General features: G+C 60.6%; 24 protein-coding genes and 1 pseudogene. 10 read left to right on the top strand and 15 right to left on the bottom strand.

Annotated features, from left to right (window positions below):
- Positions 1–160: 160 nt before the first annotated feature.
- Complete coding sequence (locus R1A29_RS27985) at positions 161–418, bottom strand: hypothetical protein (protein ID WP_438300129.1); 258 nt, start codon at positions 416–418, stop codon at positions 161–163.
- Positions 419–587: 169 nt separating this feature from the next.
- Here R1A29_RS27985 and R1A29_RS27980 point away from each other — a divergent pair, with 169 nt between their 5' ends.
- A complete protein-coding gene (locus tag R1A29_RS27980; RefSeq protein WP_438300128.1) occupies positions 588–1,814 on the top strand; it encodes a zinc-dependent alcohol dehydrogenase in 1,227 nt (408 codons plus the stop codon).
- 149 nt (positions 1,815–1,963) lie between these two features.
- Here R1A29_RS27980 and R1A29_RS27975 read toward each other — a convergent pair whose 3' ends face one another.
- From R1A29_RS27975 to R1A29_RS27960, 4 genes and pseudogenes are all read right to left on the bottom strand, one after another.
- On the bottom strand, positions 1,964–2,164 hold the full coding sequence (locus R1A29_RS27975) for a hypothetical protein (RefSeq protein ID WP_438300127.1): 201 nt from the start codon (positions 2,162–2,164) through the stop codon (positions 1,964–1,966).
- A 219-nt stretch (positions 2,165–2,383) separates the two neighbouring features.
- Positions 2,384–3,226: pseudogene (locus tag R1A29_RS27970) on the bottom strand (YifB family Mg chelatase-like AAA ATPase); the annotation flags it as partial.
- Positions 3,227–3,404: 178 nt separating this feature from the next.
- Positions 3,405–3,575, bottom strand: a complete 171-nt coding sequence (locus tag R1A29_RS27965) for a hypothetical protein (RefSeq protein ID WP_167443788.1) — start codon at positions 3,573–3,575, stop codon at positions 3,405–3,407.
- Positions 3,576–4,403: 828 nt separating this feature from the next.
- Complete coding sequence (locus tag R1A29_RS27960; protein ID WP_007920416.1) at positions 4,404–4,664, bottom strand: accessory factor UbiK family protein; 261 nt, start codon at positions 4,662–4,664, stop codon at positions 4,404–4,406.
- A gap of 413 nt (positions 4,665–5,077) precedes the next feature.
- Between R1A29_RS27960 and glnK the strand changes: the two genes are divergently transcribed.
- From glnK to sutA, 4 genes are all read left to right on the top strand, one after another.
- Positions 5,078–5,416, top strand: a complete 339-nt coding sequence (gene glnK / locus R1A29_RS27955; RefSeq protein WP_002555808.1) for a P-II family nitrogen regulator — start codon at positions 5,078–5,080, stop codon at positions 5,414–5,416.
- Between the two features lie 37 nt (positions 5,417–5,453).
- Positions 5,454–6,791, top strand: a complete 1,338-nt coding sequence (locus R1A29_RS27950; RefSeq protein ID WP_119426782.1) for an ammonium transporter — start codon at positions 5,454–5,456, stop codon at positions 6,789–6,791.
- Positions 6,792–7,006: 215 nt separating this feature from the next.
- The gene (locus R1A29_RS27945; protein WP_085731425.1) at positions 7,007–7,432 is read left to right on the top strand and encodes a secondary thiamine-phosphate synthase enzyme YjbQ; all 426 of its coding nucleotides are present in this window, start codon (positions 7,007–7,009) and stop codon (positions 7,430–7,432) included.
- Positions 7,433–7,534: 102 nt separating this feature from the next.
- Positions 7,535–7,861 carry a transcriptional regulator SutA gene (sutA, locus tag R1A29_RS27940; RefSeq protein ID WP_007951900.1) on the top strand — a complete coding sequence of 109 codons (327 nt, stop codon included), beginning with the start codon at positions 7,535–7,537 and terminating at the stop codon, positions 7,859–7,861.
- Between the two features lie 65 nt (positions 7,862–7,926).
- Here sutA and R1A29_RS27935 read toward each other — a convergent pair whose 3' ends face one another.
- From R1A29_RS27935 to lptM, 6 genes are read right to left on the bottom strand one after another with little or no spacing between them, the layout of a single operon-like run.
- Complete coding sequence (locus R1A29_RS27935; protein WP_438300126.1) at positions 7,927–8,631, bottom strand: HAD family hydrolase; 705 nt, start codon at positions 8,629–8,631, stop codon at positions 7,927–7,929.
- Complete coding sequence (gene xerC / locus R1A29_RS27930; RefSeq protein WP_438300125.1) at positions 8,628–9,527, bottom strand: tyrosine recombinase XerC; 900 nt, start codon at positions 9,525–9,527, stop codon at positions 8,628–8,630. Before xerC ends, R1A29_RS27935 begins: the two co-directional genes overlap by 4 nt.
- 2 nt (positions 9,528–9,529) lie before the next feature.
- Complete coding sequence (locus R1A29_RS27925) at positions 9,530–10,255, bottom strand: DUF484 family protein (RefSeq protein WP_114886291.1); 726 nt, start codon at positions 10,253–10,255, stop codon at positions 9,530–9,532.
- 13 nt (positions 10,256–10,268) lie between these two features.
- On the bottom strand, positions 10,269–11,099 hold the full coding sequence (dapF, locus tag R1A29_RS27920) for a diaminopimelate epimerase (protein WP_085708924.1): 831 nt from the start codon (positions 11,097–11,099) through the stop codon (positions 10,269–10,271).
- A gap of 4 nt (positions 11,100–11,103) precedes the next feature.
- Positions 11,104–12,351, bottom strand: coding sequence for a diaminopimelate decarboxylase (lysA, locus tag R1A29_RS27915; protein ID WP_438300124.1), 1,248 nt, complete (start codon positions 12,349–12,351; stop codon positions 11,104–11,106).
- 9 nt (positions 12,352–12,360) lie between these two features.
- On the bottom strand, positions 12,361–12,543 hold the full coding sequence (lptM, locus tag R1A29_RS27910) for an LPS translocon maturation chaperone LptM (RefSeq protein ID WP_119426778.1): 183 nt from the start codon (positions 12,541–12,543) through the stop codon (positions 12,361–12,363).
- Between the two features lie 239 nt (positions 12,544–12,782).
- Here lptM and cyaY point away from each other — a divergent pair, with 239 nt between their 5' ends.
- The 3 genes from cyaY (at position 12,783) to rnk (ending at position 13,876) form a co-directional block, all read left to right on the top strand.
- On the top strand, positions 12,783–13,115 hold the full coding sequence (gene cyaY / locus R1A29_RS27905; protein WP_114886277.1) for an iron donor protein CyaY: 333 nt from the start codon (positions 12,783–12,785) through the stop codon (positions 13,113–13,115).
- Between the two features lie 24 nt (positions 13,116–13,139).
- Positions 13,140–13,337, top strand: a complete 198-nt coding sequence (locus R1A29_RS27900) for a DUF1289 domain-containing protein (RefSeq protein ID WP_438302096.1) — start codon at positions 13,140–13,142, stop codon at positions 13,335–13,337.
- A gap of 128 nt (positions 13,338–13,465) precedes the next feature.
- On the top strand, positions 13,466–13,876 hold the full coding sequence (gene rnk / locus R1A29_RS27895) for a nucleoside diphosphate kinase regulator (RefSeq protein ID WP_085708929.1): 411 nt from the start codon (positions 13,466–13,468) through the stop codon (positions 13,874–13,876).
- A gap of 7 nt (positions 13,877–13,883) precedes the next feature.
- On the opposite strand, the gene R1A29_RS27890 is transcribed toward rnk, so the two are convergent.
- The 3 genes from R1A29_RS27890 to R1A29_RS27880 form a co-directional block, all read right to left on the bottom strand.
- On the bottom strand, positions 13,884–16,727 hold the full coding sequence (locus tag R1A29_RS27890) for a class I adenylate cyclase (protein WP_438300123.1): 2,844 nt from the start codon (positions 16,725–16,727) through the stop codon (positions 13,884–13,886).
- A gap of 194 nt (positions 16,728–16,921) precedes the next feature.
- Positions 16,922–17,167, bottom strand: a complete 246-nt coding sequence (locus R1A29_RS27885; RefSeq protein ID WP_007951883.1) for a TIGR02647 family protein — start codon at positions 17,165–17,167, stop codon at positions 16,922–16,924.
- A gap of 191 nt (positions 17,168–17,358) precedes the next feature.
- Positions 17,359–17,643 (bottom strand): hypothetical protein, encoded by a 285-nt coding sequence (locus tag R1A29_RS27880; protein WP_085708931.1) that lies wholly within the window; start codon positions 17,641–17,643, stop codon positions 17,359–17,361.
- A 123-nt stretch (positions 17,644–17,766) separates the two neighbouring features.
- Here R1A29_RS27880 and R1A29_RS27875 point away from each other — a divergent pair, with 123 nt between their 5' ends.
- Positions 17,767–18,426: a glutathione S-transferase family protein gene (locus tag R1A29_RS27875; protein ID WP_438300122.1), complete on the top strand. Its 660-nt coding sequence runs from the start codon at positions 17,767–17,769 to the stop codon at positions 18,424–18,426.
- 59 nt (positions 18,427–18,485) lie between these two features.
- Here the strand turns inward: R1A29_RS27875 and argH are convergent, their stop codons facing one another.
- The gene (gene argH / locus R1A29_RS27870; RefSeq protein ID WP_119426773.1) at positions 18,486–19,880 is read right to left on the bottom strand and encodes an argininosuccinate lyase; all 1,395 of its coding nucleotides are present in this window, start codon (positions 19,878–19,880) and stop codon (positions 18,486–18,488) included.
- A 471-nt stretch (positions 19,881–20,351) separates the two neighbouring features.
- Between argH and R1A29_RS27865 the strand changes: the two genes are divergently transcribed.
- On the top strand, positions 20,352–21,098 hold the full coding sequence (locus R1A29_RS27865; protein ID WP_085708933.1) for a LytR/AlgR family response regulator transcription factor: 747 nt from the start codon (positions 20,352–20,354) through the stop codon (positions 21,096–21,098).
- Positions 21,099–21,186: the final 88 nt, after the last annotated feature.

Raw genomic sequence — 21,186 nt, 5'->3', positions numbered from 1 at the left:
ATTTAGGGGGCCTACATCCGAAAAGATTCAGATCAACGATCCGTTGTTCATCCAACCAGTGCTTGGAGCTGCATAGACTTTGTAAGACTGAAGGCGTGGCGGTAGCTCAACTGCGTCGTAAATCCGCTACCAGGCTAAGGGCCAAGGATTGGTGTGTGTGCTAAGCAGGGTGGTCACGGTCGTCCTTCGCATTTTTTCTGAATCCGCGAAGGTTCATCACAAACAAGAACACCTGAAGAAGGATCAGCGCATACGCATCTGTGTGATAACCCCACACAACCCACAATGCGTTGCTAATGATAAAAAATACAAATCCTGCCATTCGACGCTTCGGTCGCTGGGACCCAATCCACCAGGCAGCGAGTACGGTCACCACCATGGCTGGCCACTGTAACCAGTCAATATCGAACTGGCTCATGACAGATCTCTAGAAATCTGTGGTTCATTTTTTTCTGGGCTTGTGTCATTGGGTTCCTCAGGTCTCAGATCCATTGATCTGACTTTGTGAAAGCATAGTGAACTCAGGTGGGTCCAAGTCCTTCGGTATGAAGACAAGTGTCTTTCTCTCAAAGTACGAGGACATCACCATGCGAGCAATGACTTACCACGGCGCCCATGACGTCAGAGTCGAAAATGTGCCGGATCCGATACTAGAAGCTCCGGACGATATCATTCTGCGCGTTACCGCGACGGCTATCTGCGGTTCGGATTTGCACCTATACCGCGGCAAAATTCCGACCGTCGAACATGGAGATATCTTCGGTCACGAGTTCATGGGCATCGTCGAGGAAACCGGTTCTGCCGTCACGGCAGTGCAGCGTGGTGATCGAGTCGTGATCCCCTTTGTCATCGCCTGTGGTGATTGTTTCTTCTGCCAGCAGGAGCTCTACGCCGCTTGCGAAACCACCAATGCTGGTCCGGGCGCCGCGATGAACAAGAAGCTGATCCCGCCGCCGGCGGCGCTGTTCGGGTATAGCCGAATGTATGGCGGTATTCCGGGTGGCCAAGCTGAACTGGTAAGGGTGCCCAAAGCCAACACAGGGCCATTCAAGGTGCCAGGCACGCTGGCGGACGAGAAGGTGCTGTTTCTCTCCGATATTCTTCCAACCGCGTGGCAAGCGGTCCTCAATGCCAACATCGGTCAAGGATCCAGCGTGGCGATCTACGGAGCCGGCCCGGTAGGGCTGCTGAGCGCCGCCTGCGCACGCATGCTCGGGGCCGAGCGGATTTTCATGGTCGACCATCATGCGTATCGTCTGGATTACGCGCAGCGTACCTATGGTGTGATACCGATCAATTTTGATAACGACGATGATCCGGCTGACACGATCATGCGCCAGACACCGGGTAGCAGGGGTGTGGACGGGGTGATCGACGCGGTCGGATTCGAAGCCAAGGGCAGCACGACCGAAACGGTGCTGGCCACGCTCAAGCTCGAAGGCAGTAGTGGTAAAGCCCTGCGCCAGTGCATAGCCGCCGTGCGGCGCGGAGGTGTGGTAAGTGTGCCGGGTGTGTACTCAGGGTTCATTCACGGCTTTCTATTCGGCGACGCTTTCGATAAGGGGCTGACGTTCAAGATGGGTCAAACCCATGTACAGCGATTCCTGCCTGAACTGCTGGAACACATCGAGACGGGGCGTCTGCAACCTGAAGCCATTATCACCCACAGGTTGTCCCTGGAGCAGGCGGCTGAGGGTTACCGGATCTTCGACAAAAAACAGGAAAATTGCCGCAAGGTTATTCTGACTCCCGGCAGCACCGACGTCCCACTCTCCGACGTCAATGAAACCCCGCCAATGATCCCAGTCGCTTGAACGGTGGCACTTATTCTGCCGGCCGCTGACTCGTGGTCAGAATTTGGGGTCGTGAGTCTTGGAGTGAAGCCTGTTCTTTCAATGGAGGATAGGCCTCACACTCGACTGAGCAGCCGTCGTCATCGGCGACGAAACCTAGGTCTCTTGGCTCACGCCTCCAACTGATATTTCGCCGTCGCGTTCTCGATGATCACCTGGCGCTCTTCTCGGGGTGATGAACCCCTCTTCGCAACACTCGACGGTAAAGCGCAGTAATTCATTGCGTTGCTTAGGAGCGCCCATTCGTATTTCTGAATGATCAATACGTCGCTGCCACGCATCCAACGCACGCGCTTTTCTATCTTCCTCATGAGGGGCCTCCAGTTTTGAACTGGTAGACAGATGTGCATGTTTACGGTTGAGCGTCGGGGATGCCTGGGACCGCTAGCGGCAAAAAACGCCTAAACCTACGATTATCTGTTGGGACCCCCGCAGCGCTTAGCTTTGAAGCATCGGCACTTAAAGATCCGCATCGCCTGCGAGTTGCATCTATTTCCAATCAGTTGCATTTATTGCCAAATGTCACAGCTGCCGCCGACCAGTGCCGGCCCGGAGGCCGAGTGATGGGGTTGGCGGAACGGGCGCTGCGGCCAGTGAGTGAGCGGCGTGCCGCTGGCAACCGATTGAATCGCCGCCACCTCCAGCGCTTCACTTTCGGCCAGCGGTGGCAGCAATCCCGGTAATCGACTGGCCAGTAGCGTCTTGCCCGTCCCCGGCGGCCCGCTGAACAACAGGTTATGTGCGCCGGCAGCGGCAATCAGCAGCGCCCGTTTGGCGGCGAGTTGGCCTTGCACTTCGTTCAGGTCGGGATAGGGTTTGGCAGCATGGATCAACCCATCCGAGACATAGGGTTCGACTGGTGTATGCCCGTTGAAATGCGCCACTGCCTCGAGCAGATGATCCACCGCGATCACCCTCAGTCCCGACGCCAGACACGCCTCCTCGGCATTCGCTCGCGGCACCACCAGTGTCCGCCCGGCCTTGCGCGCCGCCAGTGCCGCCGGCAACACCCCGCGCACCGCCCGCACTGCGCCGGATAACGCCAGCTCACCCAGGCATTCCACGTCATCCAGCGTCAACGTCGGCACCTGCACACTCGCCGACAGAATCCCCAGCGCAATCGCCAGATCGAACCGCCCTCCATCCTTGGGCAAATCCGCCGGGGCCAGATTCAGCGTGATCCGCCGCGCCGGAAACTGCAGCCCGGAATTGATTATCGCGCTGCGCACCCGGTCCTTGCTCTCCTTCACCGCCGCTTCGGGCAGGCCGACCATGGTCAGCGAGGGCAAGCCGTTGGCGAGGTGAACTTCGACGGTGACGGCGGGCGCGTCCACGCCAATCTGGGCGCGACTGTGGACGATGGCGAGGGACATGGTCGTTCCTTGAGCTGAATCGGGGGCCGCTTCCTGCGGGTTTTTTAAGGGTAGTCGGGGAGGAGGGAGTTGAAGGGACAGTTGCCTGGGCAAAGCTTCACTGGATGTTGCTGAAATAGAAATGACTAGTCTTCAGGCGAAAAAAAACCGCCTACTAGACGGTCTTTTAATGCGGGATTCAGGTTCCGCCACCGGCGAGCCAGCCATCAGGCTCCAATTCTTTGCCATAGGCCGCGGCGACCTTCAAAAAGTGCCGCTGACTGGCAGAAACCGTATCGGCCAAACTGGGCGTTTCTGCACGAAGCCTGGATGCGAGTAACGGCTGTTTTTTCTGTTTCTTCTGTTTCATAGACACCTCTCGTGTCTGTGTTCTGTTTGGATCAGGCCGCAGAGGGTAGCGAAGGCTGGGATACTCACGTAATCAGGCGTGGGGGTCAGTCCTTGTAGGACGGTACTTATGTAAGTGAAGGACGTTGGTTCGGGCGAATTAAGGTTGATACGGCTTGGGAGCTAAAAGTTCGCTGCGACTACTCCACAGAAAACCGATTGTCGCACCTATCTCGAGGCGAAAAAAAACCGCCTTGAGGAGGCGGTTTTTAGTTGCAGGCTTCGGTGAGGCCAAGGCCTGCGCATCCTTAGTGGACACACTCACGTTCGCTGAGGGTATGCAGGTTTGCTTCTTGATGCAAGCGTCAAAGCCACTTGGCGCCCATCAGGACATGACGTGTCAGATAAGCCGGGAAAACATGCTTAATGGCTTGATACAACTTGTTTAAATGCATTTTGAAGGACTGCAATACCATCCGCTGCGACGATGCCCACTCATGGAGTGTTCACGGAGTGTGGCCGGGAGCGTAAAAATTTCATGTCCCTCGACACGGTGTGAGACCCGTGCCGGTGCTTTTTCGGGGGATCCACACCCGGTCGCCTTGGTGGGCACACTCACGTGTAGTCCCGAAGGTGTTCGTACGCCGGAAAGAGCATCGGAGGTTTGGCCCCACGCAAGGAGGGCCAAAATATGTCTAAGTTTCTTAAACATATGTGGCGCCTCGTCAGGATCGCGCTATGGGCTTTTCGCCTGTACGAGATTCTGCGAGACCGTTGGAATAATTCGCTGTAGGAATTGAACCGACGGAAACCGTTCCTGCCTCGGCAGGAGCGGTTTTAGCTTCTTGTCTCACTCAGCCGGCGGCGTCAACTTCGCTTCCATCTCCGCCACCTTCGCCTCAAGGCTCTCAAGCCGAGCGCGAGTGCGCGCCAACACCACCATCTGACTGTCAAACTCTTCCCGGCTCACCAGGTCCAGTTTGCTGAAGGCACTTTGCAGCAGCATCTTGAACTGGCTTTCGATTTCGGCTTTTGGCAACGGTGTGTCGCCGCTGAACAGGCGGGAGGCGGTGCCGCTCAGGGCGTCGAGGAAGTCTTTGGGCGCGAGCATGGGATATGTCCTGGAAACTATGGCCGGCAGTGTATCACGCAGTGTCTATAGTCATTTGCGCGAGCCGGGATGCACGCTTTTCGCGCAAAGGGACGAACGGCTGCGCACCGTTGTTGTGCGTATCCCGTGTGCCATTTCGGTGATGGCATCGACGGTCGCGGCCAAGGGATTGAAATCAGGGGATTTTGGCGAGATGGCAAGCTTTCTGCTTAGTCGGTAGTGACCCATGCACTGATGCAGTCGCTGTGACGAATGCAGTGCGCCGGACGGGACGGGGAGTTTCGTCGGGAGCGGTTAGCTGGCGTCAGTCGGGCGGGTAGGGCCGACGATGCGTTACAAAGCCAGGCACTGCGCTTAGACTTGAGTCGGGTTTGTTTTCCTGGGGCAAGTCCACCAATTCGGGAGAGAGTTTCATGAAGCTAGTCACTGCCATCATCAAGCCGTTCAAGCTGGACGACGTGCGCGAGTCGCTGTCCGAAATCGGCGTGCAGGGCATTACCGTAACTGAAGTCAAAGGCTTCGGCCGGCAGAAGGGTCACACCGAGCTGTATCGCGGCGCGGAGTATGTGGTCGATTTTCTGCCCAAGGTGAAAATCGACGTTGCCATCGACGACAAGGATCTGGATCGGGTTATCGAGGCGATAACCAAGGCTGCCAACACCGGCAAGATCGGTGACGGCAAGATCTTCGTGGTCAATCTGGAACAGGCGATTCGCATCCGTACCGGCGAAACCGATACCGACGCGATCTAAACGCCGCCACAAACCCAACGCCCCAGGAGAAAACAATATGACTCTGCGTAAATTCGCAGGGCTAGGCGCCCTGTTGTCCATCGTAATGCCCGGCCTGGCTTTGGCGGCAGATCCGGTGGCGCCTCCAGTCCTCAATTCCGGCGATACCGCCTGGATGCTGACCTCGACGGCCCTCGTGCTGTTCATGACCATTCCGGGCCTGGCGCTGTTCTACGGCGGCATGGTGCGGTCGAAAAACATTCTTTCCGTGATGATGCAGTGCTTTGCCATTACCGGCCTGGTCACCATCCTGTGGTTCATTTATGGCTACAGCATGGCGTTCGACACCACCGGGATGGAAGCCAACGTCGTCAACTTCAACTCCTTCGTCGGCAGCTTCGGCAAGGCCTTCCTGGCAGGCGTCACCCCGGCCAGCATTACCGGCCCGACGGCGCTGTTCCCTGAAGCGGTATTCGTTACCTACCAGATGACCTTCGCCATCATCACCCCGGCGCTGATCGTCGGTGCCTTCGCCGAGCGCATGAAGTTCTCCGCGATGCTGGTGTTCATGGGCGTCTGGTTCACCCTGGTTTACGCGCCGATTGCACACATGGTCTGGAGCGGTCCGGGTTCGCTGTTGGGTGACTGGGGCGTGCTCGACTTCGCCGGCGGCACCGTGGTGCACATCAACGCCGGTATCGCCGGTCTGGTGGCGTGCCTGGTACTGGGCAAGCGCAAAGGTTTCCCGACCACCCCGATGGCGCCGCACAACCTCGGTTACACCCTGATGGGTGCGGCGATGCTGTGGGTCGGCTGGTTCGGCTTCAACGCCGGTTCCGCTGCTGCGGCCAACGGCACCGCCGGCATGGCGATGCTGGTCACTCAGATCGCAACCGCCGCCGCTGCACTGGGCTGGATGTTCGCCGAGTGGATCACCCACGGCAAACCAAGTGCGCTGGGTATCGCTTCGGGCGTGGTTGCCGGTCTGGTGGCAATCACTCCGGCGGCTGGCACCGTGGGCCCGATGGGCTCGCTGATCATCGGTCTGGCCGCTGGCGTGGTGTGCTTCTTCTGCGCCACCAGCCTGAAACGCAAACTCGGTTATGACGACTCCCTGGATGCCTTCGGCGTGCACGGTATTGGCGGTATCCTCGGCGCAATCCTCACCGGTGTGTTCGCTGCTCCGGCGCTGGGTGGTTTCGGCACCGTCACCGACATTGCTTCCCAAGTGTGGATTCAGTGCAAAGGCGTCGGCTTTACGGTGATCTACACCGCGATCGTCACCTTCATCATCCTCAAGGTACTGGATGCCGTGATGGGGCTGCGCGCTACCGAGGAAGAAGAATCGGTGGGCCTGGACCTGGCACAACACAACGAGCGCGGCTACAACCTGTAAGAACGCGCCTCAAAAAACTTGCCCGGTTAGCCGGGCATTTTTTTGTCCGGAATTTGTCATCCCTGATGTGGCTGAATGTATTTTTCGTACGGCTTTGGTCGTGTTTACGACGGGCGTTTTTCTGCGGCCAATGGCTTACATCATTGAAGGAATATTAGGGCCTTTGTTTTTTTTCAGAGCGCGCTAGAATGCGCCCCGAACGTGCGGAGAACTGTATGTGGCAACAGACTCTGATAACCCTGCGGGCGAGGCCCCGGGGCTTTCATCTGGTAACGGAAGAGTTGCTCGCCGGACTGCCCGAACTCAAGGCATGCCGGGTCGGTCTGTTGCATTTGTGGCTACAGCATACCTCGGCGTCGTTGACCATCAACGAGAACGCCGATCCGGCGGTACGTCGCGACTTCGAACGATTTTTCAATCGTCTGATCCCACAAGGAACAGACGGCTATGAGCATAACGACGAAGGCCTGGACGACCTCCCGGCGCACTTCAAGGCCAGCGTGCTGGGCTGTCAGATCAGCCTGCCGGTTTCGGCGGGTCGTCTGGCACTGGGCACCTGGCAAGGCGTTTATCTGGGGGAGCATCGCGATCATGGCGGTGCCCGCAAAGTCCTCGCCACCTTGCACGGTGAAGAGGCATAAACCGTTGGTCACCAATGGTTACCGATTTTTTTACGGCGACTTTCGACAGTCGCCAAAGCTGGTCTATAACTAATCTGCTTTTCGCAAGTCATGAGGTAGAACATGAGCGACGATGATCTGGAAAACGACGACCTCGAAGTAGGCGACGAAGACGAGGCCGAAGACGGTCTGGAAGCTGCAGCGGAAGACGTTGCTGAAGACGATGGCGGTGACGATACGCCGGCCCCGGCTGCCAAAGGCAAGGCCAAGGCTGCGGTGTCGGTCGACGAGTTGCCGAGCATCGAAGCCAAGAACAAGGAGCGCGACGCCCTGGCCAAGGCCATGGAAGAGTTCCTTGCCCGTGGCGGCAAAGTACAGGAAGTGGAGGCCAACGTGGTCGCCGATCCGCCCAAGAAGCCGGACAACAAGTACGGCAGCCGCCCTATCTGAGGCGTGTCGCTTGCTTGCTGAAAAAGCCCGCCGTCGCTGCGGGCTTTTTCATGGGCGAAAGAAAACTAGCCGCGACTGTTCCAACGGGCAAGCACGGCGGGCAGGTCGGTCAGGCTGCGAATTTCGGCATCCGGCAGGCGCTCCGCTTCCCAGACCTTGCCTGCCGGGTTGAACCAGATCGCACGCAAGCCGGCCTGCTGTGCCCCGGCGATGTCATCCCCCGGGTGATCGCCAATATGTACCGCTGCCTCGGCACTCACGCCGCCACGCTGCAGGGCTTCATGGAACAGTCGCGCATCCGGCTTGGCGATGCCGATGTCTTCGGCGCACAGCGCAAACTTGAAGTAATCCGCCAGCCCCAACCGACGCACATCGGCGTTGCCGTTGGTGACCACGCCGAGGGCGTAATGTTTGGCGAGGGTCTCCAGGATCGGCTCGACTTCCGGGAACACCTCGATCTGATGCCGGGCATGCAGAAACACTTCAAAACTCTTGTCCGCCAGCTCCGACGCTTCGTCGTGGGCATATCCGGACTCTTCCAAAGCATGGAACAGCACTCGCCGGCGTAGCGCGCTGATGCGGTGCTTGAGCGCCGGTTCGCTGCTCAGCACGCGCTCGCGGATCGACCACAGATGTTCCACCGGCACCGCGCCCAGCTTCGGTGCATGGTCGCTCAGCCACTGGCGCAAAACCGCTTCGGCGCTGACGATCACCGGGGCGGTGTCCCACAGGGTGTCGTCGAGGTCGAAGGTGATCAACTGGATGCTCATGAATCGTCGCCTTTCGTGCGTTTGGCCCGTGGGTGGGCGCTGTCGTAGACCGCCGCCAGATGCTGGAAGTCCAGGTGGGTATAGATCTGGGTGGTCTTGATGTCCGAGTGGCCGAGCAGTTCCTGCACCGCGCGCAGGTCCTGGGAGGACTCCAGCAAATGGCTGGCAAAGGAGTGCCGCAGCATGTGCGGATGCAGGTTCTGCCCCAGTTCGCGTTCGCCGGCCAGTTTGACCCGCACTTGAATCGCTCGCGGGCCGAGGCGCCGGCCTTGCTGGCTGACGAACACCGCGTCGTCCGCCGGGTTGGTCAATGCGCGTAGCGGCAGCCATTGCTCCAGCGCTTCCCGGGCCTTTTTGCCGACGGGCAACAGACGCGTCTTGCTGCCCTTGCCGAGCACCTGAACCATGCCGTCGGCGAGGTCGAGCTGATCGAGATTGAGCCCGGTCAGCTCCGACAGGCGCAGGCCTGAGGAATAGAACAATTCCAGAATCGCCTGATCGCGTCGGGCCAGAAAATCGTCCTCGACCGCGCCTTCAAGCAGTTGCAACGCTCGGTCGGTGTCGAGGGTTTTCGGCAGGCGGCGCTCGCCTTTGGGCGGTGTCAGGCCGGTGGCCGGGTCGTGATCGCAGAGGCCTTCGCGATTTAGATAGTGATAGAGCCCGCGCACTGCCGAGAGCAAACGCGCAAGGCTGCGCGAGGACTGGCCCTGGGCATGCAGGCGGGCGATCAGGCTGCGCAGGCGCTGGATGTCCAGGGCCTGCCAGCTGCCGACGTTCTGTTTGTTGCACCAGCCGAGGACTTTATCGAGGTCGCGCCGGTAGGCCGACAGCGTGTGCGGCGACACCTGCCGCTCACTGCGCAGGTGTTCGCAGTAAGCGTCCAGTTGTCGTTCCATGCTCAGCGTACCGAGCGCAGGGAGCTGTTGACCCGTGGCAGCACGCGGCCCATGACTTCGGCGATGTAGCTGAGGAACAGCGTGCCGACCGAGCTTTTGTAGTGCTGCGGATCGCGGCTGGCGATGGCCAGGATTCCGTGGATGCCTTGGTGGCTGACGGCGACCACGGCGGTGGAACCGATCTGCTTGCGCTGCTCTTCGCCGAACAGGAAGTCCAGCTCGTGTTCACGCAGGCTGCCACTGACGCTCTTGCCTTCGGTGAGCAGGCCGCCGATGGCGGTCTGCGCGTCGGCGTGGGTCACCCAGCGGCCGACCGGCGCCGGGTTGTCGCCGAGCAGGATCAGGCTGACGAAGGGCACTTGGAAGTCCTGACGCAGACTGTCTTCGACGCTGATCACCACGTCTTCCAGGGTGGCGGCGTCCATCAGGGCGAGGATCAGGCGACGGGTCTTGTCGAACAGGCGATCGTTGTCCCTGGCCACGTCCATCAAGTGCGAGAGGCGGTGGCGCATCTCGATGTTGCGGTCGCGCAGGATGGACATCTGACGCTCGACCAGCGACACGGTGTCGCCGCGACGATGGGGGATGCGCAGGGACGGCAGCAGCTCTTCGTGCTCGACGAAGAAGTCCGGATGAGCCTCCAGGTACGCGGCAACCGCTGCCGCCTCCAGGCTCTCGGACGCTGTTTCACCGGACTGTCGGGCGGGTACCTGAGGCTTATCGGTCATGGCTTCTGCTCACTCAAAGACGGACTTGTCCTTCGTATACACGCACTGCCGGACCGGTCATCAGCACCGGTTGGCCAGGGCCTGCCCATTCGATGGACAGGCGCCCGCCTGGCAGGTCGATCAATAGCGGCGAATCCATCCACCCCTGGCTGATCGCAGCTACAGCAGCAGCGCAGGCGCCGGTGCCGCAGGCCTGGGTTTCCCCGGCACCGCGTTCCCAGACGCGCAATTGTGCGCGGTTACGGTCGATGACCTGGAGGAAGCCGACATTGACCCGCGCCGGAAAGCGCGGATGGTGTTCGATCTTCGGCCCCAGTTCATGCACCGGTGCGGTGTTGATGTCCTGCACGCGCAGTACCGCGTGGGGGTTGCCCATCGAGACCGCTGCGAGTTCGACCGATGTACCGTCGACGTCGACCTGATAGCTCAAGGCCTGCTCGGTCGCCTGGAACGGAATGTCCGCCGGCACCTGACGCGGTGCACCCATGTTCACGCCGATCTGGCCGTCGTTACGCACGTCCAGTTCGATGATGCCGCCCTTGGTCTCGACGCGGATCTGCCGCTTGGCGGTCAGGCGCTTGTCGAGTACGAAGCGGGCGAAGCAGCGTGCACCGTTACCGCACTGTTCGACTTCGGAGCCGTCGGAGTTGAAGATCCGGTAACGGAAATCCACGTCCGGATTGCTCGGCGCCTCGACGATCAGCAATTGGTCGAAACCGATGCCGGTGTGCCGGTCGCCCCACATTTTTGCGTGCTTGGGCTGAATGTGCGCGTGCTGGCTGACCAGGTCGAGGACCATGAAGTCGTTGCCCAGGCCGTGCATCTTGGTAAAACGCAGCAGCATGGGGTTACTCCGGCAGCAGGCTTTCGCCGGCAAACAGCTCGGCCACGGTCTCGCGGCGACGCACTTCAAATACCTGATCGCCATCTACCAGCACTTCGGCGGCACGGCCGCGAGTGTTGTAGTTGGAGCTCATCACAAAACCGTAGGCCCCGGCGGAATGCACGGCCAGCAGGTCGCCTTCTTCCAGCGCCAGTTCGCGATCCTTGGCGAGGAAATCGCCGGTCTCGCAGATCGGGCCGACCACGTCGTACTTGCGTGCAGCGGTGTCCCGCGGCTTGACCGCCGTCACGTCCATCCACGCCTGGTACAGGGCAGGGCGGATCAGGTCGTTCATCGCCGCATCGACGATGGCGAAGTCTTTGTGCTCGGTGTGCTTGAGGTACTCGACCTGGGTCAGCAGCACGCCGGCATTGGCGACGATGAAGCGGCCCGGTTCGAACACCAGCGCCAGGTCACGACCGACCAGACGCTCGCGCACGGCCTTGATGTAGTTGGCAGCCAGCGGCGGCTCTTCATCGCGATAACGCACACCCAGGCCACCACCGAGATCGATGTGGCGCAGATGGATGCCGCAATCGCCCAGGCGGTCCACCAGATCGAGCAGGCGATCGAGCGCATCGAGGAACGGTGGCAGGGTGGTCAGTTGCGAACCGATGTGGCAATCCACGCCGACCACTTCCAGGTTCGGCAGGTGTGCGGCACGCACGTACACGTCTTCGGCGTCGGCGATGGCGATACCGAACTTGTTCTCTTTGAGACCGGTGGAAATGTACGGGTGGGTGCCGGCATCGACGTCCGGGTTCACGCGCAGGGAAATCGGTGCACGAACGCCCAGTTCGGCGGCGACGACTTGCAGGCGCTCCAGCTCGTCGGTGGATTCGACGTTGAAGCAATGCACGCCGACTTCCAGCGCGCGACGCATGTCGTCACGGGTCTTGCCGACGCCGGAGAACACGATCTTGTCAGGGCTGCCGCCGGCGGCCAGGACGCGTTCCAGCTCGCCACGGGAAACGATGTCAAAACCGGCGCCGATGCGGGCCAGGACATTCAGAACGCCGAGGTTGGAGTTGGCCTTGACCGCGAAGCACACCAGGTGCGGCATGCCGGCCAGCGCATCGGCATAGGCCAGGTACTGGGCCTCGATGTGGGCGCGGGAGTAGACGTAGGTCGGTGTGCCGAAGCGGTCGGCGATGGCGGACAGCGCCACACCTTCCGCGAACAGCTCCCCGCCACGGTAGTTAAAAGCGTCCATGGCGATCCCTTATTGGTAAACGTCGTGCTTGTGTGCTTTGGATGGCTGCTTTTGCGAAGACTGGGCTTGTGCAGCCGGATCCTGATCTTCATCGGGAAGGTACAGCGGGCCTTTCTGACCGCAGGCCGAAATCAAGCAGGCAAAAGCGACGAGCGAAGCGAGCGCAGCAATGGAAGAGATCAGGCGCTTCATGGCGAAATCCTTGAATATGCGTTAATTGCGCCGGAGTATACCGGCCACCCGGCAGCTTGCCTATGCGACGGAACTCCCGTCCGGCGGGGCTCGGGCTGCGGCGCGGAAAACTTTCCTGCATGGCGGGTGCATATTTCGTCGCCGGGCAGGGCGCTTGGTCGTTATCCTTTGCAATCGGCTGGCCGCGACCGTATCTTGCGGCGCTTGAGCCTGATCAGACATTTTTTGAGGTTGCCGCAATGAGTTTGTCCGAAGCCCGTTTCCATGATCTGGTCGATGCCACCCAGCAAGCGCTGGAGGACATCTTTGATGAAAGTGGCCTGGATCTGGACATGGAGAACTCGGCCGGTGTGCTGACTATCAAGTTCGACAACGGCAGTCAGTTGATCTTCAGCCGTCAGGAGCCTCTGCGTCAGTTGTGGCTGGCTGACCGTTCCGGTGGTTTCCATTTCGACTATGACGAGCAGGCCGGCAAATGGGTCTGCGAGAAAACCGAAGAGTTGCTGGGTGAAATGCTGGAGCGCATCGTCTGGGAGCGCGCCGGCGAAAAACTCGATTTCGACGAAATCTGAGATGACGACCGCACCACGCCCTGCCTGAAGCCGCTCTACAGCAACGTCAGCCCGGCCGTGCCTTCGCCGTGCACCGGCGTCTGTCGGCTGGATGAGCAGAAGGTCTGCCTCGGTTGCATGCGCCATGTCGAAGACATCCGCGAATGGCGTTCGGCCGATGACGAGCGCCGTCGGGTAATCTGCGCGCAGGCGATGCAACGCCGGCAGCTCGCCGGAGCGTAGCTTGTATATTTTTTGAGCTGTGATAGTGTCCGGAAACGCCTCAACCCATCGAGGCCTGGTGAAAACCCCGTCTTTTTTGGCGGGGTTTTGCTTTTTTTGTGTGCAGAAGAAAGGAGTCTGCCCGGATCATGACCGCACCTTCCATCACCCTTACCCGTCTGGACGTGCAACGTCTGGAACGCCTGATCGACAGCCTGGATGACTCGCTGCCGGGCGTGATCGCGCTGCAAACCGAACTGGACCGCGCCGATACCCTGGTCGGTCACGATGAAGTGCCCGCCGATGTCGTGACGATGAATTCCCGTGTGCACTGTCGCGAAGAAGGCAGTGGCAAGGACTACCACCTGACGCTGGTCTATCCGAAGCACGCCAACGCCGACGAAGGCAAAATCTCGATCCTGGCCCCGGTCGGCAGTGCGCTGCTGGGCTTGAAGGTTGGCCAGCACATCGACTGGCCGGCACCGGGTGGCAAGACCCTGAAGCTGACCTTGCTGGAAGTCGAATCGCAGCCGGCCAACGGCGGCGACTTCCCGGAATAACCCAGCCTCAGACCTGCTCGAGCGCCTCGTTCAGAGAGCGTTCCAGGTCGGCCTTGTAACGCAGATACAGATTGCTCGAACTCTGCCCGTCACCGATCACACCCGACAGGTCCAGGTCGGTGATGTAGCAGCGGTAGCGCTCGGTTTCCCGGCGCTGCCCGACGATTTCCCGGGCGACCACGCTGAACAGCTGGTCGCCATGTTCCAGTTCGCAGAACTCCCGCTGATTGCAATACAACGTGACCTGCACCTCGCCCGGTGCGGCTTTGCCGATGATCGCCTGCACGTCGTAGAACGGCTTGTTGACTGGCGTCTGCGGCGCCGGGCGCATTTCGACCCGTCGTGCGCGCCCCGGTCCTGATGGCAATAACTGGTAATACAAGATTTCAAGGCTGGCGGCGTGGTTCGACTCCATCGGCAGCAGTGCTTCACGCCGGAACTGGATCGATTGCAGGAAGCGTTGTAGCGGCACCAACAGACTTTGTTCGTCGTGATAGGGCAGGTGTTGTTGCCACAGCGCATTGAATTCGTCGAGCACGTACAGCTCGGCCGTTTGCTCGGTGATACGGTAGAACACCTGAATGCATTCGGGCTGGCCCATCGGCAGGATCAGCGCGAGGTCGTGGTCTTCCAGCGCCATCGGGTCCAGGTGCAGCGGGCTGTAGCGCGGTTGCTCCTCGCCGAGGTAATCGAGCAGTGCCGGCAGGGTGGCGAGGGCGACATGGCTGACCTGGCCCGGCACCAGTTCCAGCACGTGATAGTGCTGCTGCACCTGAATCAGGTAGCGGTGATTCAAGTCGCTGAGCAGCAGGTTCTGCGCGGTATCGACGATCTCTTCCACCCGGCGTGCGATGAATTGCGCGCGATTGTGGCAGAAGCAACGCACTCGCAGCGAGGGCTGGTGCGGTCCTCGCGGCAGGTTGTTGAGGTAGTCACGCAGGCAGTCGAGCAGCGCATGCGGGCCGTCGAAGCGGTTGACCAGCACTTCGTTCCAGCTGTTGAGCGTGACCTGATCGAGGGTCAGCACCAGGTTCTCGCGCACGCCGGCATAGCTCAGGGAGTCCGTGCGTTCGGTGGTCATCAGGATGTTCAGGTCGCGGTGATGCTTGAGCGGGTCGACCCCGACATTCACCAGAATCAGCACTTCGCTCGGCACACTGGCGCGCAGCAACGGTTCTTCGGCAACGGTCGGCAAGGGCAGGGCGATGCTCTGCTGCAGGCTGCCGAGCAGGTTGAACAGCTCGAACTCGCTCATGTCGCTGGTGCCGGGGTGCAGGGCCAGTCGGGTGCTGCTGTCGATCACGCCGTTGCGATGACACCAGGTCAGCAGTTCCAGCAACTGGCGGCTGCGCTTGATCGGCGCGAAGTGTTCCCACTCCAGCGCCGTCAGGCTGCCGTTGTACAGGCCCCACTGGGTTTGCCCGGGTTCCTTTTTGTTCGGCGATTGCACCAGGGTCAGGGTGTCTTCGGCCAGGTCCGGGGCGATGCCGGGGTTGATGAACTCGACTTTGTCGGCCTTGCGTTCGAACGCGGCGTACAGGCGTCGGCCGAGAACGTTGAGATCACGTTTGTTGATCAGGCTGACGGTCTGCTCGGTGCGGGCGAACTGGGTCAGGAAGCGATAGCTGTAATTCAGCTCGTTGACCAGAGCCCGGCGTTCGGCACTGACCTGTCGCACTTTCCACTGGCTGCGGCTGTCGAGCAAAGCCAGTTGCCGCTGGTCCCAGTGCCATTCGCTGGCCAGTCTTTCCAGTAATGAGCGCTGCCAGCTCTGGGTGCGGGTGTTGCCGGTGAGCTTGCGGTTGACCTTGAGGTACAGCGCACGGCGTACCAGTTCCAGGCGCTCGGGTTCATTGCGGGCGGTGAGGTATTCCTCGATCCGGCGGTAAACCACCATGTACGGATCCAGCTCGTCGAGGTCGAGCCGGTTGGCAAACACCGCCTGCTTGAAGCGCAGGCTCAGGCACTGCACCTGCGGATGTTCGCTGGCGTAGACCTCGATCAGCAGCAGCTTGAGCACCGACTTGTAAGGCGACTCGATGCCCTTGAACAACTGCCACAGCCCGGCACCCACGAACTCGCCCGGCGGAATGTGCGCCAGTGGGCCGAGGTCGAGGGTTTCATCGTTGCGGATGAAACGCTTGGAGATCAGGGTGTGGGTGTACTGGTCGTATGCGCGCTCTTCGTAGACCGGCACCAGCCACCAGATCGGCGTGCGCCCGGCCAGCCAGATCGCCGTGCGGTAGAACTCGTCCAGCAGCAGATAGTGCTGGGTGGTGCCGCAGTCTTCGGAGCTGAGTTGGGTATCGCGCTCACCTTTGACGAAACGCACCGGGTCGATCAGGAAGAAATGCGCCTCTGCGCCCTGGCTCGCGGCCCAGGCTTCGAGCAACTGGCATTTTTTGCGCAGTTCGGCGAGTTCACTGTCGCTCAGGTCGGGGGCGTGGCAGACCCACACGTCCATGTCGCTCTGGTCGGCCTGGGCCAGGGTGCCGAGGCTGCCCATCAGGAACAGGCCGTGAATCGGTCGCGGCGGGTTGCTGCCGTGGCGCGGCTTGTAGGAAAACGAGCGCGTCAGGCGCTGGGCTTCGGCGAGAGCATCGGCATCCGGTTCGTAATTCGATAACCCGGCCGGCGTGCTGCCCGAGACATAACCGGGCAGCAGCGGATGATTGACGTGGAAAAACAGCGGCAACAGGGTCAGCACGCTTTGCTGGCGCGTCGACAGGCCTTCGAGGGCCCGGCTCAGGCGACCTTCGTTGAGTTTGAGAAAGCGTGCGCGCAACTGGCTGAGTACCTTGCGGTCGATTCCCTCGTCCAGGTCGGGGCGGATTTCATGGGTGCGGGTCATGTCGACTCAAACCGGCTCGCAGGGCTCGGAGGCAGAGGGTCACGGAATGCGAGGGAGTTTAGCGCCTGTGCAGCGCGAGCATTAAGCTGAATTTGTTTTTTGACGCCAGATTTCCACCGCGTGACGGTGGCGTGCGGCCGGGCTGGCCCGCGGAAATCCCGTGGCGGAGGTTTCCGTGGGCAAAGTCGGGAGGATCAGGCGGTTTGTTGCTCTTTCAGAATCGTCAGTACGGTCTGCACGTTTTGTGCGGCATCGCGACCGAGACTGGTCAGGTAACCGCCATCAGGCTGGTCTGTCAGTTCTTTTTCAAAGAGGCGTTGGGCAGCAGCAATGTGCTTCGGGGCAGCGGTCTGATGAATTTTCAGACCTTCCTGGGAACTGTCCAGGTTGAAGAGTGCGAGGACTTCCAGTTCGGCAACCAACTCAGGGGTAAGCGACATAAGGACTCCAGACTTTCTAGGAATTGGACGACAGCGCCCCTAAGGTGAACCTGCCGGCGCAGCCTGTCCAGTGTGCGCCAGGGTTTTTGTCTCGGGGGTGGATTCCAGTGTAGTCAGGGGCCGGGAGAAGGCCGGATGGAAGGGTGACAAATTGTGTGGGAGCCAGGCAGCTCCCACATAGGGTTGCCCGATTACGGCTTTTCCGGTGGCAACTCAGGCAGGGCGCGAAGGGCCGCTTCGTACCATTCGGTATTGAACGCGCGGTCGTCATCGAGCATGGCGTCGATTTCGTAAGCCAGCACGTGGGCCATCAGGTTCAGGATGTCTTCGCGCTCGTAACCGACCAGGGTCAGTTTGTTGAACGTGGCCTTGGCTGCGGGCGGGTTGTCGCTTTCGATCTGGTTTTCGATGGCTTCGATCAAAGTGCTCTCGGTGAACTCTTCTTCGTCGTTATCGATGTCTGTCGGCTCGCTCATGGCAGGCTCCTCAAGGAAAGGCGCCAGTTTACCCGCATTCAGCGGCGTGATGCTGCTGGCGGGATTCCCCGGAGCGATCTATAAACAGGCACTGCCCACCCCGCACGGCCTGGAGGCTATGTGATGTTCAAGCTCTACGGATTCTCAGTCAGCAACTACTACAACATGGTCAAACTGGCTCTGCTGGAAAAGGGCCTGCCGTTCGAGGAAGTCACCTTCTACCCGACGCCAACGCCGGAATCTCTGGCCATCAGCCCGCGCGGCAAGGTGCCGGTGCTGGGGGCCGAAGGTGGCTATATCAACGAAACGATGGTGATGCTCGAATACCTCGAAAGCACCCGGACGGGTGTTCCGCTGCTGCCGGCCGAGCCGTTTGCGCGCGCCCAGGTGCTGGCGGTGGCCAAGGAAATCGAGTTGTACATCGAGTTGCCGGCCCGAGCCTGTTACGGCGAAGCGTTCTTCGGCGCGACGCTGCCGGAGGCGATCAAGGAGAAGACCAAGTCTGAATTGCTGCTGGGGTTCGCAGCGCTGGGCCGCCACGGCAAGTTCGCCCCGTATGTGGCGGGCGACAGCCTGAGCATCGCTGACCTGTACTTCCTCTACAGCGTGCCGCTGGCGGCTGCGGTGGGGCACAAGCTGTTTGGTCTGGATCTGCTGGCGGACATGCCGAAGGCCAAGGCACTGCTGGAGCGACTTGAACAGAATCCGCATGTGCAGAAGATTGCAGCGGACAAGGAAGCGGCGATGCCGACGTTTTTGGCGATGATCGCAGCAAAGAAATAGAAATTTGTTCTGAAGCGAATTCGCGGGCAAGTCGATGATTCGACTTGCCCGCGATGCTTTTAGCGGCCGGCGATCAACGCCTGTCCGCGAGCCACAGCAGCCTTGACCTGCGCCGGGGCAGTGCCGCCGATGTGGTCACGGGCATTCACCGAACCTTCCAGGGTCAGCACGGCGAACACGTCCTGCTCGATCTGGTCGCTGAACTGACGCAGTTCTTCCAGGCTCATTTCTGCCAGATCCTTGCCGGTGTCGACGCCGTACTTCACGGCGTGGCCGACGATTTCGTGGCAGTCACGGAACGGCAGGCCACGGCGAACCAGATAGTCGGCCAGGTCAGTGGCGGTGGAGAAGCCGCGCAGCGCCGCTTCACGCATGATCGCGTGTTTCGGTTTGATCGCCGGGATCATGTCGGCAAAGGCTCGCAGCGAGTCGCGCAGGGTGTCGGCGGCGTCGAACAGCGGTTCCTTGTCTTCCTGGTTGTCCTTGTTGTAGGCCAGCGGCTGGCCTTTCATCAGGGTCAGCAGGCCCATCAGGGCGCCGAACACACGGCCGGTCTTGCCACGCACCAGCTCCGGCACGTCGGGGTTCTTCTTTTGCGGCATGATCGAGCTGCCGGTGCAGAAACGGTCCGGCAGATCGATGAACTGGAACTGCGCGCTGGTCCACAGCACCAGCTCTTCGGAGAAGCGCGACAGGTGCATCATCGCGATGCTCGCGGCCGAGCAGAATTCGATGGCGAAGTCGCGATCCGACACGTTGTCCAGCGAGTTGCCGCCAACAGCGTCGAAGCCCAGCAGTTGCGCGGTGTATTCACGGTCGATCGGGTAGGTGGTGCCGGCCAGCGCGGCGCTGCCCAGCGGCATGCGGTTGGTGCGCTTGCGGCAGTCGACCAGGCGCTCGTAGTCGCGGCTGAGCATTTCGAACCAGGCCAGCATGTGGTGACCGAAGGTCACAGGCTGTGCGGTCTGCAGGTGGGTGAAGCCCGGCATGATGCTCGCGGCTTCACGCTCGGCCTGTTCCAGCAGGCCTTTTTGCAGACGGGTGATCTCGGCCAGGATCAGGTCGATCTCGTCACGCAGCCACAGGCGGATGTCGGTGGCGACCTGGTCGTTGCGGCTGCGGCCGGTGTGCAGCTTCTTGCCGGTGATGCCGATGCGGTCGGTCAGGCGTGCCTCGATGTTCATGTGCACGTCTTCGAGGTCCACGCGCCAGTCGAACTGGCCGGCCTCGATTTCACCCTGGATGGTCTTCAGGCCATCGATGATGCTGTCGCGCTCGGCATCCGTCAGCACGCCGACCTTGGCCAGCATGGTGGCGTGGGCGATCGAGCCCATGATGTCGTGGCGATACAGGCGCTGGTCGAAAGTGACGGAGGCGGTGAAGCGGGCGACGAAGGCGTCGACGGGTTCACTGAAGCGGCCGCCCCAGGACTGATTGGTCTTGTCAGTGCTCATGAATTCGCTCGTATCGGCTTGAAGAAAAAAGGCGTGAAACGCTGGCGCGGATAATAACAGGGTTGCCAATCCTGTCGTTGACACTGGTCGATACGTTTTTTTCTCATCTCTGCGTTCATAGTCGCCGCCGGTTCCGGGGGATTTGCGCAAGGATATTTTCCAATTGAGCAATATCGGCCCGGCGAGCGTCTACAGTAGGACTAAGGGTCGGCGCGACTGTGGATCGTGCAAAGGTCTGGCCGCCGGCTATAAGAAGAGAGGGGTGGGTGTTTTGACCATCGGCATACCCTGCGTAAAACGCAGACAGACGCGAGCTTCGAGGGGTGCGTCCCGGGTGTCGGCAAATATTGCCGGCCGACGTACGGCACTTTTTGGCGCTCGCGCTAGTCTTAGCGTGGATCGCGGTGACGGACGTCACTCCACTTGTCTACGCTATCCTTGTGCGAGACTCACGCAGGAATCCAGCGCAATATGAATGTCCTGATCGTTGATGACGAACCACTGGCCCGCGAGCGCCTCGCCCGAATGGTGAGCGAGCTCGAGGGCTACACAGTCCTGGAGCCCAGCGCCACCAATGGCGAAGAGGCGTTGGCACTGATCGACAGCCACAAGCCGGATATCGTGCTGCTCGATATCCGCATGCCGGGCCTCGACGGCCTGCAAGTGGCTGCCCGGCTGTGCGAACGCGAAACCCCGCCCGCCGTGGTGTTCTGCTCCGGTATCGATGAATTTCCCTTGGAGGCCCTGCAGGCCAGCGCCGTGGGCCATGTGGTGAAACCCGTGAGAACCGAACATCTGCAGGAAGCCCTGAAAAGGGCTGAACGTCCGAATCGGGCTCAGCTATCGGCCCTGACCCGTCCCGCCGCCGAAAGCGGCAATGGCCCGCGCAGTCATATCAGCGCCCGCACCCGCAAAGGCATCGAACTGATCCCGCTGGATCAGGTGGTGTATTTCATTGCCGATCACAAATACGTGACCCTGCGTCATGAAGCCGGTGAAGTGCTGCTGGACGAGCCACTGAAGGCGCTGGAAGACGAGTTCGGCGAGCGGTTCGTGCGGATCCACCGCAATGCGCTGGTCGCCCGCGACCGCATCGAGCGCCTGCAGCGCACGCCGCTGGGCCACTTCCAGTTGTTCCTCAAGGGCCTGAACGGTGACGCGCTGATCGTCAGCCGCCGCCATGTGGCGGGCGTGCGCAAGATGATGCAAGGGCTTTAGCCCGAGGGCGTCGGGCGGCTTTCCATTCTCTTCACCAGGCATTGCCGGCCAGGGAGGCCACGCCGTTTCTGATTCAGGTCAAAGTGGA

The sequence above is a fragment of the Pseudomonas sp. NMS19W genome (assembly GCF_051554255.1).
In the GTDB taxonomy this organism is placed as follows: domain Bacteria; phylum Pseudomonadota; class Gammaproteobacteria; order Pseudomonadales; family Pseudomonadaceae; genus Aquipseudomonas; species Aquipseudomonas kribbensis.
This window is presented reverse-complemented; position numbering and strand designations above follow the sequence as displayed.

Excerpts from the sequence above, each read along its gene's own strand:
- R1A29_RS27975 (WP_438300127.1), bottom strand. The coding sequence starts at position 2,164 with ATGAGGAAGATAGAAAAGCGCGTGCGTTGGATGCGTGGCAGCGACGTA.
- R1A29_RS27875 (WP_438300122.1), top strand. The coding sequence starts at position 17,767 with ATGTTCAAGCTCTACGGATTCTCAGTCAGCAACTACTACAACATGGTC.
- R1A29_RS27960 (WP_007920416.1), bottom strand. The coding sequence starts at position 4,664 with ATGCTCGCGCCCAAAGACTTCCTCGACGCCCTGAGCGGCACCGCCTCC.
- R1A29_RS27865 (WP_085708933.1), top strand. The coding sequence starts at position 20,352 with ATGAATGTCCTGATCGTTGATGACGAACCACTGGCCCGCGAGCGCCTC.
- R1A29_RS27885 (WP_007951883.1), bottom strand. The coding sequence starts at position 17,167 with ATGTCGCTTACCCCTGAGTTGGTTGCCGAACTGGAAGTCCTCGCACTC.
- R1A29_RS27945 (WP_085731425.1), top strand. The coding sequence starts at position 7,007 with ATGTGGCAACAGACTCTGATAACCCTGCGGGCGAGGCCCCGGGGCTTT.
- R1A29_RS27965 (WP_167443788.1), bottom strand. The coding sequence starts at position 3,575 with ATGAAACAGAAGAAACAGAAAAAACAGCCGTTACTCGCATCCAGGCTT.
- R1A29_RS27950 (WP_119426782.1), top strand. The coding sequence starts at position 5,454 with ATGACTCTGCGTAAATTCGCAGGGCTAGGCGCCCTGTTGTCCATCGTA.
- R1A29_RS27925 (WP_114886291.1), bottom strand. The coding sequence starts at position 10,255 with ATGACCGATAAGCCTCAGGTACCCGCCCGACAGTCCGGTGAAACAGCG.
- R1A29_RS27935 (WP_438300126.1), bottom strand. The coding sequence starts at position 8,631 with ATGAGCATCCAGTTGATCACCTTCGACCTCGACGACACCCTGTGGGAC.
- cyaY (WP_114886277.1), top strand. The coding sequence starts at position 12,783 with ATGAGTTTGTCCGAAGCCCGTTTCCATGATCTGGTCGATGCCACCCAG.
- dapF (WP_085708924.1), bottom strand. The coding sequence starts at position 11,099 with ATGCTGCTGCGTTTTACCAAGATGCACGGCCTGGGCAACGACTTCATG.
- R1A29_RS27880 (WP_085708931.1), bottom strand. The coding sequence starts at position 17,643 with ATGAGCGAGCCGACAGACATCGATAACGACGAAGAAGAGTTCACCGAG.
- glnK (WP_002555808.1), top strand. The coding sequence starts at position 5,078 with ATGAAGCTAGTCACTGCCATCATCAAGCCGTTCAAGCTGGACGACGTG.
- lysA (WP_438300124.1), bottom strand. The coding sequence starts at position 12,351 with ATGGACGCTTTTAACTACCGTGGCGGGGAGCTGTTCGCGGAAGGTGTG.
- argH (WP_119426773.1), bottom strand. The coding sequence starts at position 19,880 with ATGAGCACTGACAAGACCAATCAGTCCTGGGGCGGCCGCTTCAGTGAA.
- R1A29_RS27985 (WP_438300129.1), bottom strand. The coding sequence starts at position 418 with ATGAGCCAGTTCGATATTGACTGGTTACAGTGGCCAGCCATGGTGGTG.
- sutA (WP_007951900.1), top strand. The coding sequence starts at position 7,535 with ATGAGCGACGATGATCTGGAAAACGACGACCTCGAAGTAGGCGACGAA.
- xerC (WP_438300125.1), bottom strand. The coding sequence starts at position 9,527 with ATGGAACGACAACTGGACGCTTACTGCGAACACCTGCGCAGTGAGCGG.
- R1A29_RS27890 (WP_438300123.1), bottom strand. The coding sequence starts at position 16,727 with ATGACCCGCACCCATGAAATCCGCCCCGACCTGGACGAGGGAATCGAC.
- rnk (WP_085708929.1), top strand. The coding sequence starts at position 13,466 with ATGACCGCACCTTCCATCACCCTTACCCGTCTGGACGTGCAACGTCTG.
- lptM (WP_119426778.1), bottom strand. The coding sequence starts at position 12,543 with ATGAAGCGCCTGATCTCTTCCATTGCTGCGCTCGCTTCGCTCGTCGCT.
- R1A29_RS27980 (WP_438300128.1), top strand. The coding sequence starts at position 588 with ATGCGAGCAATGACTTACCACGGCGCCCATGACGTCAGAGTCGAAAAT.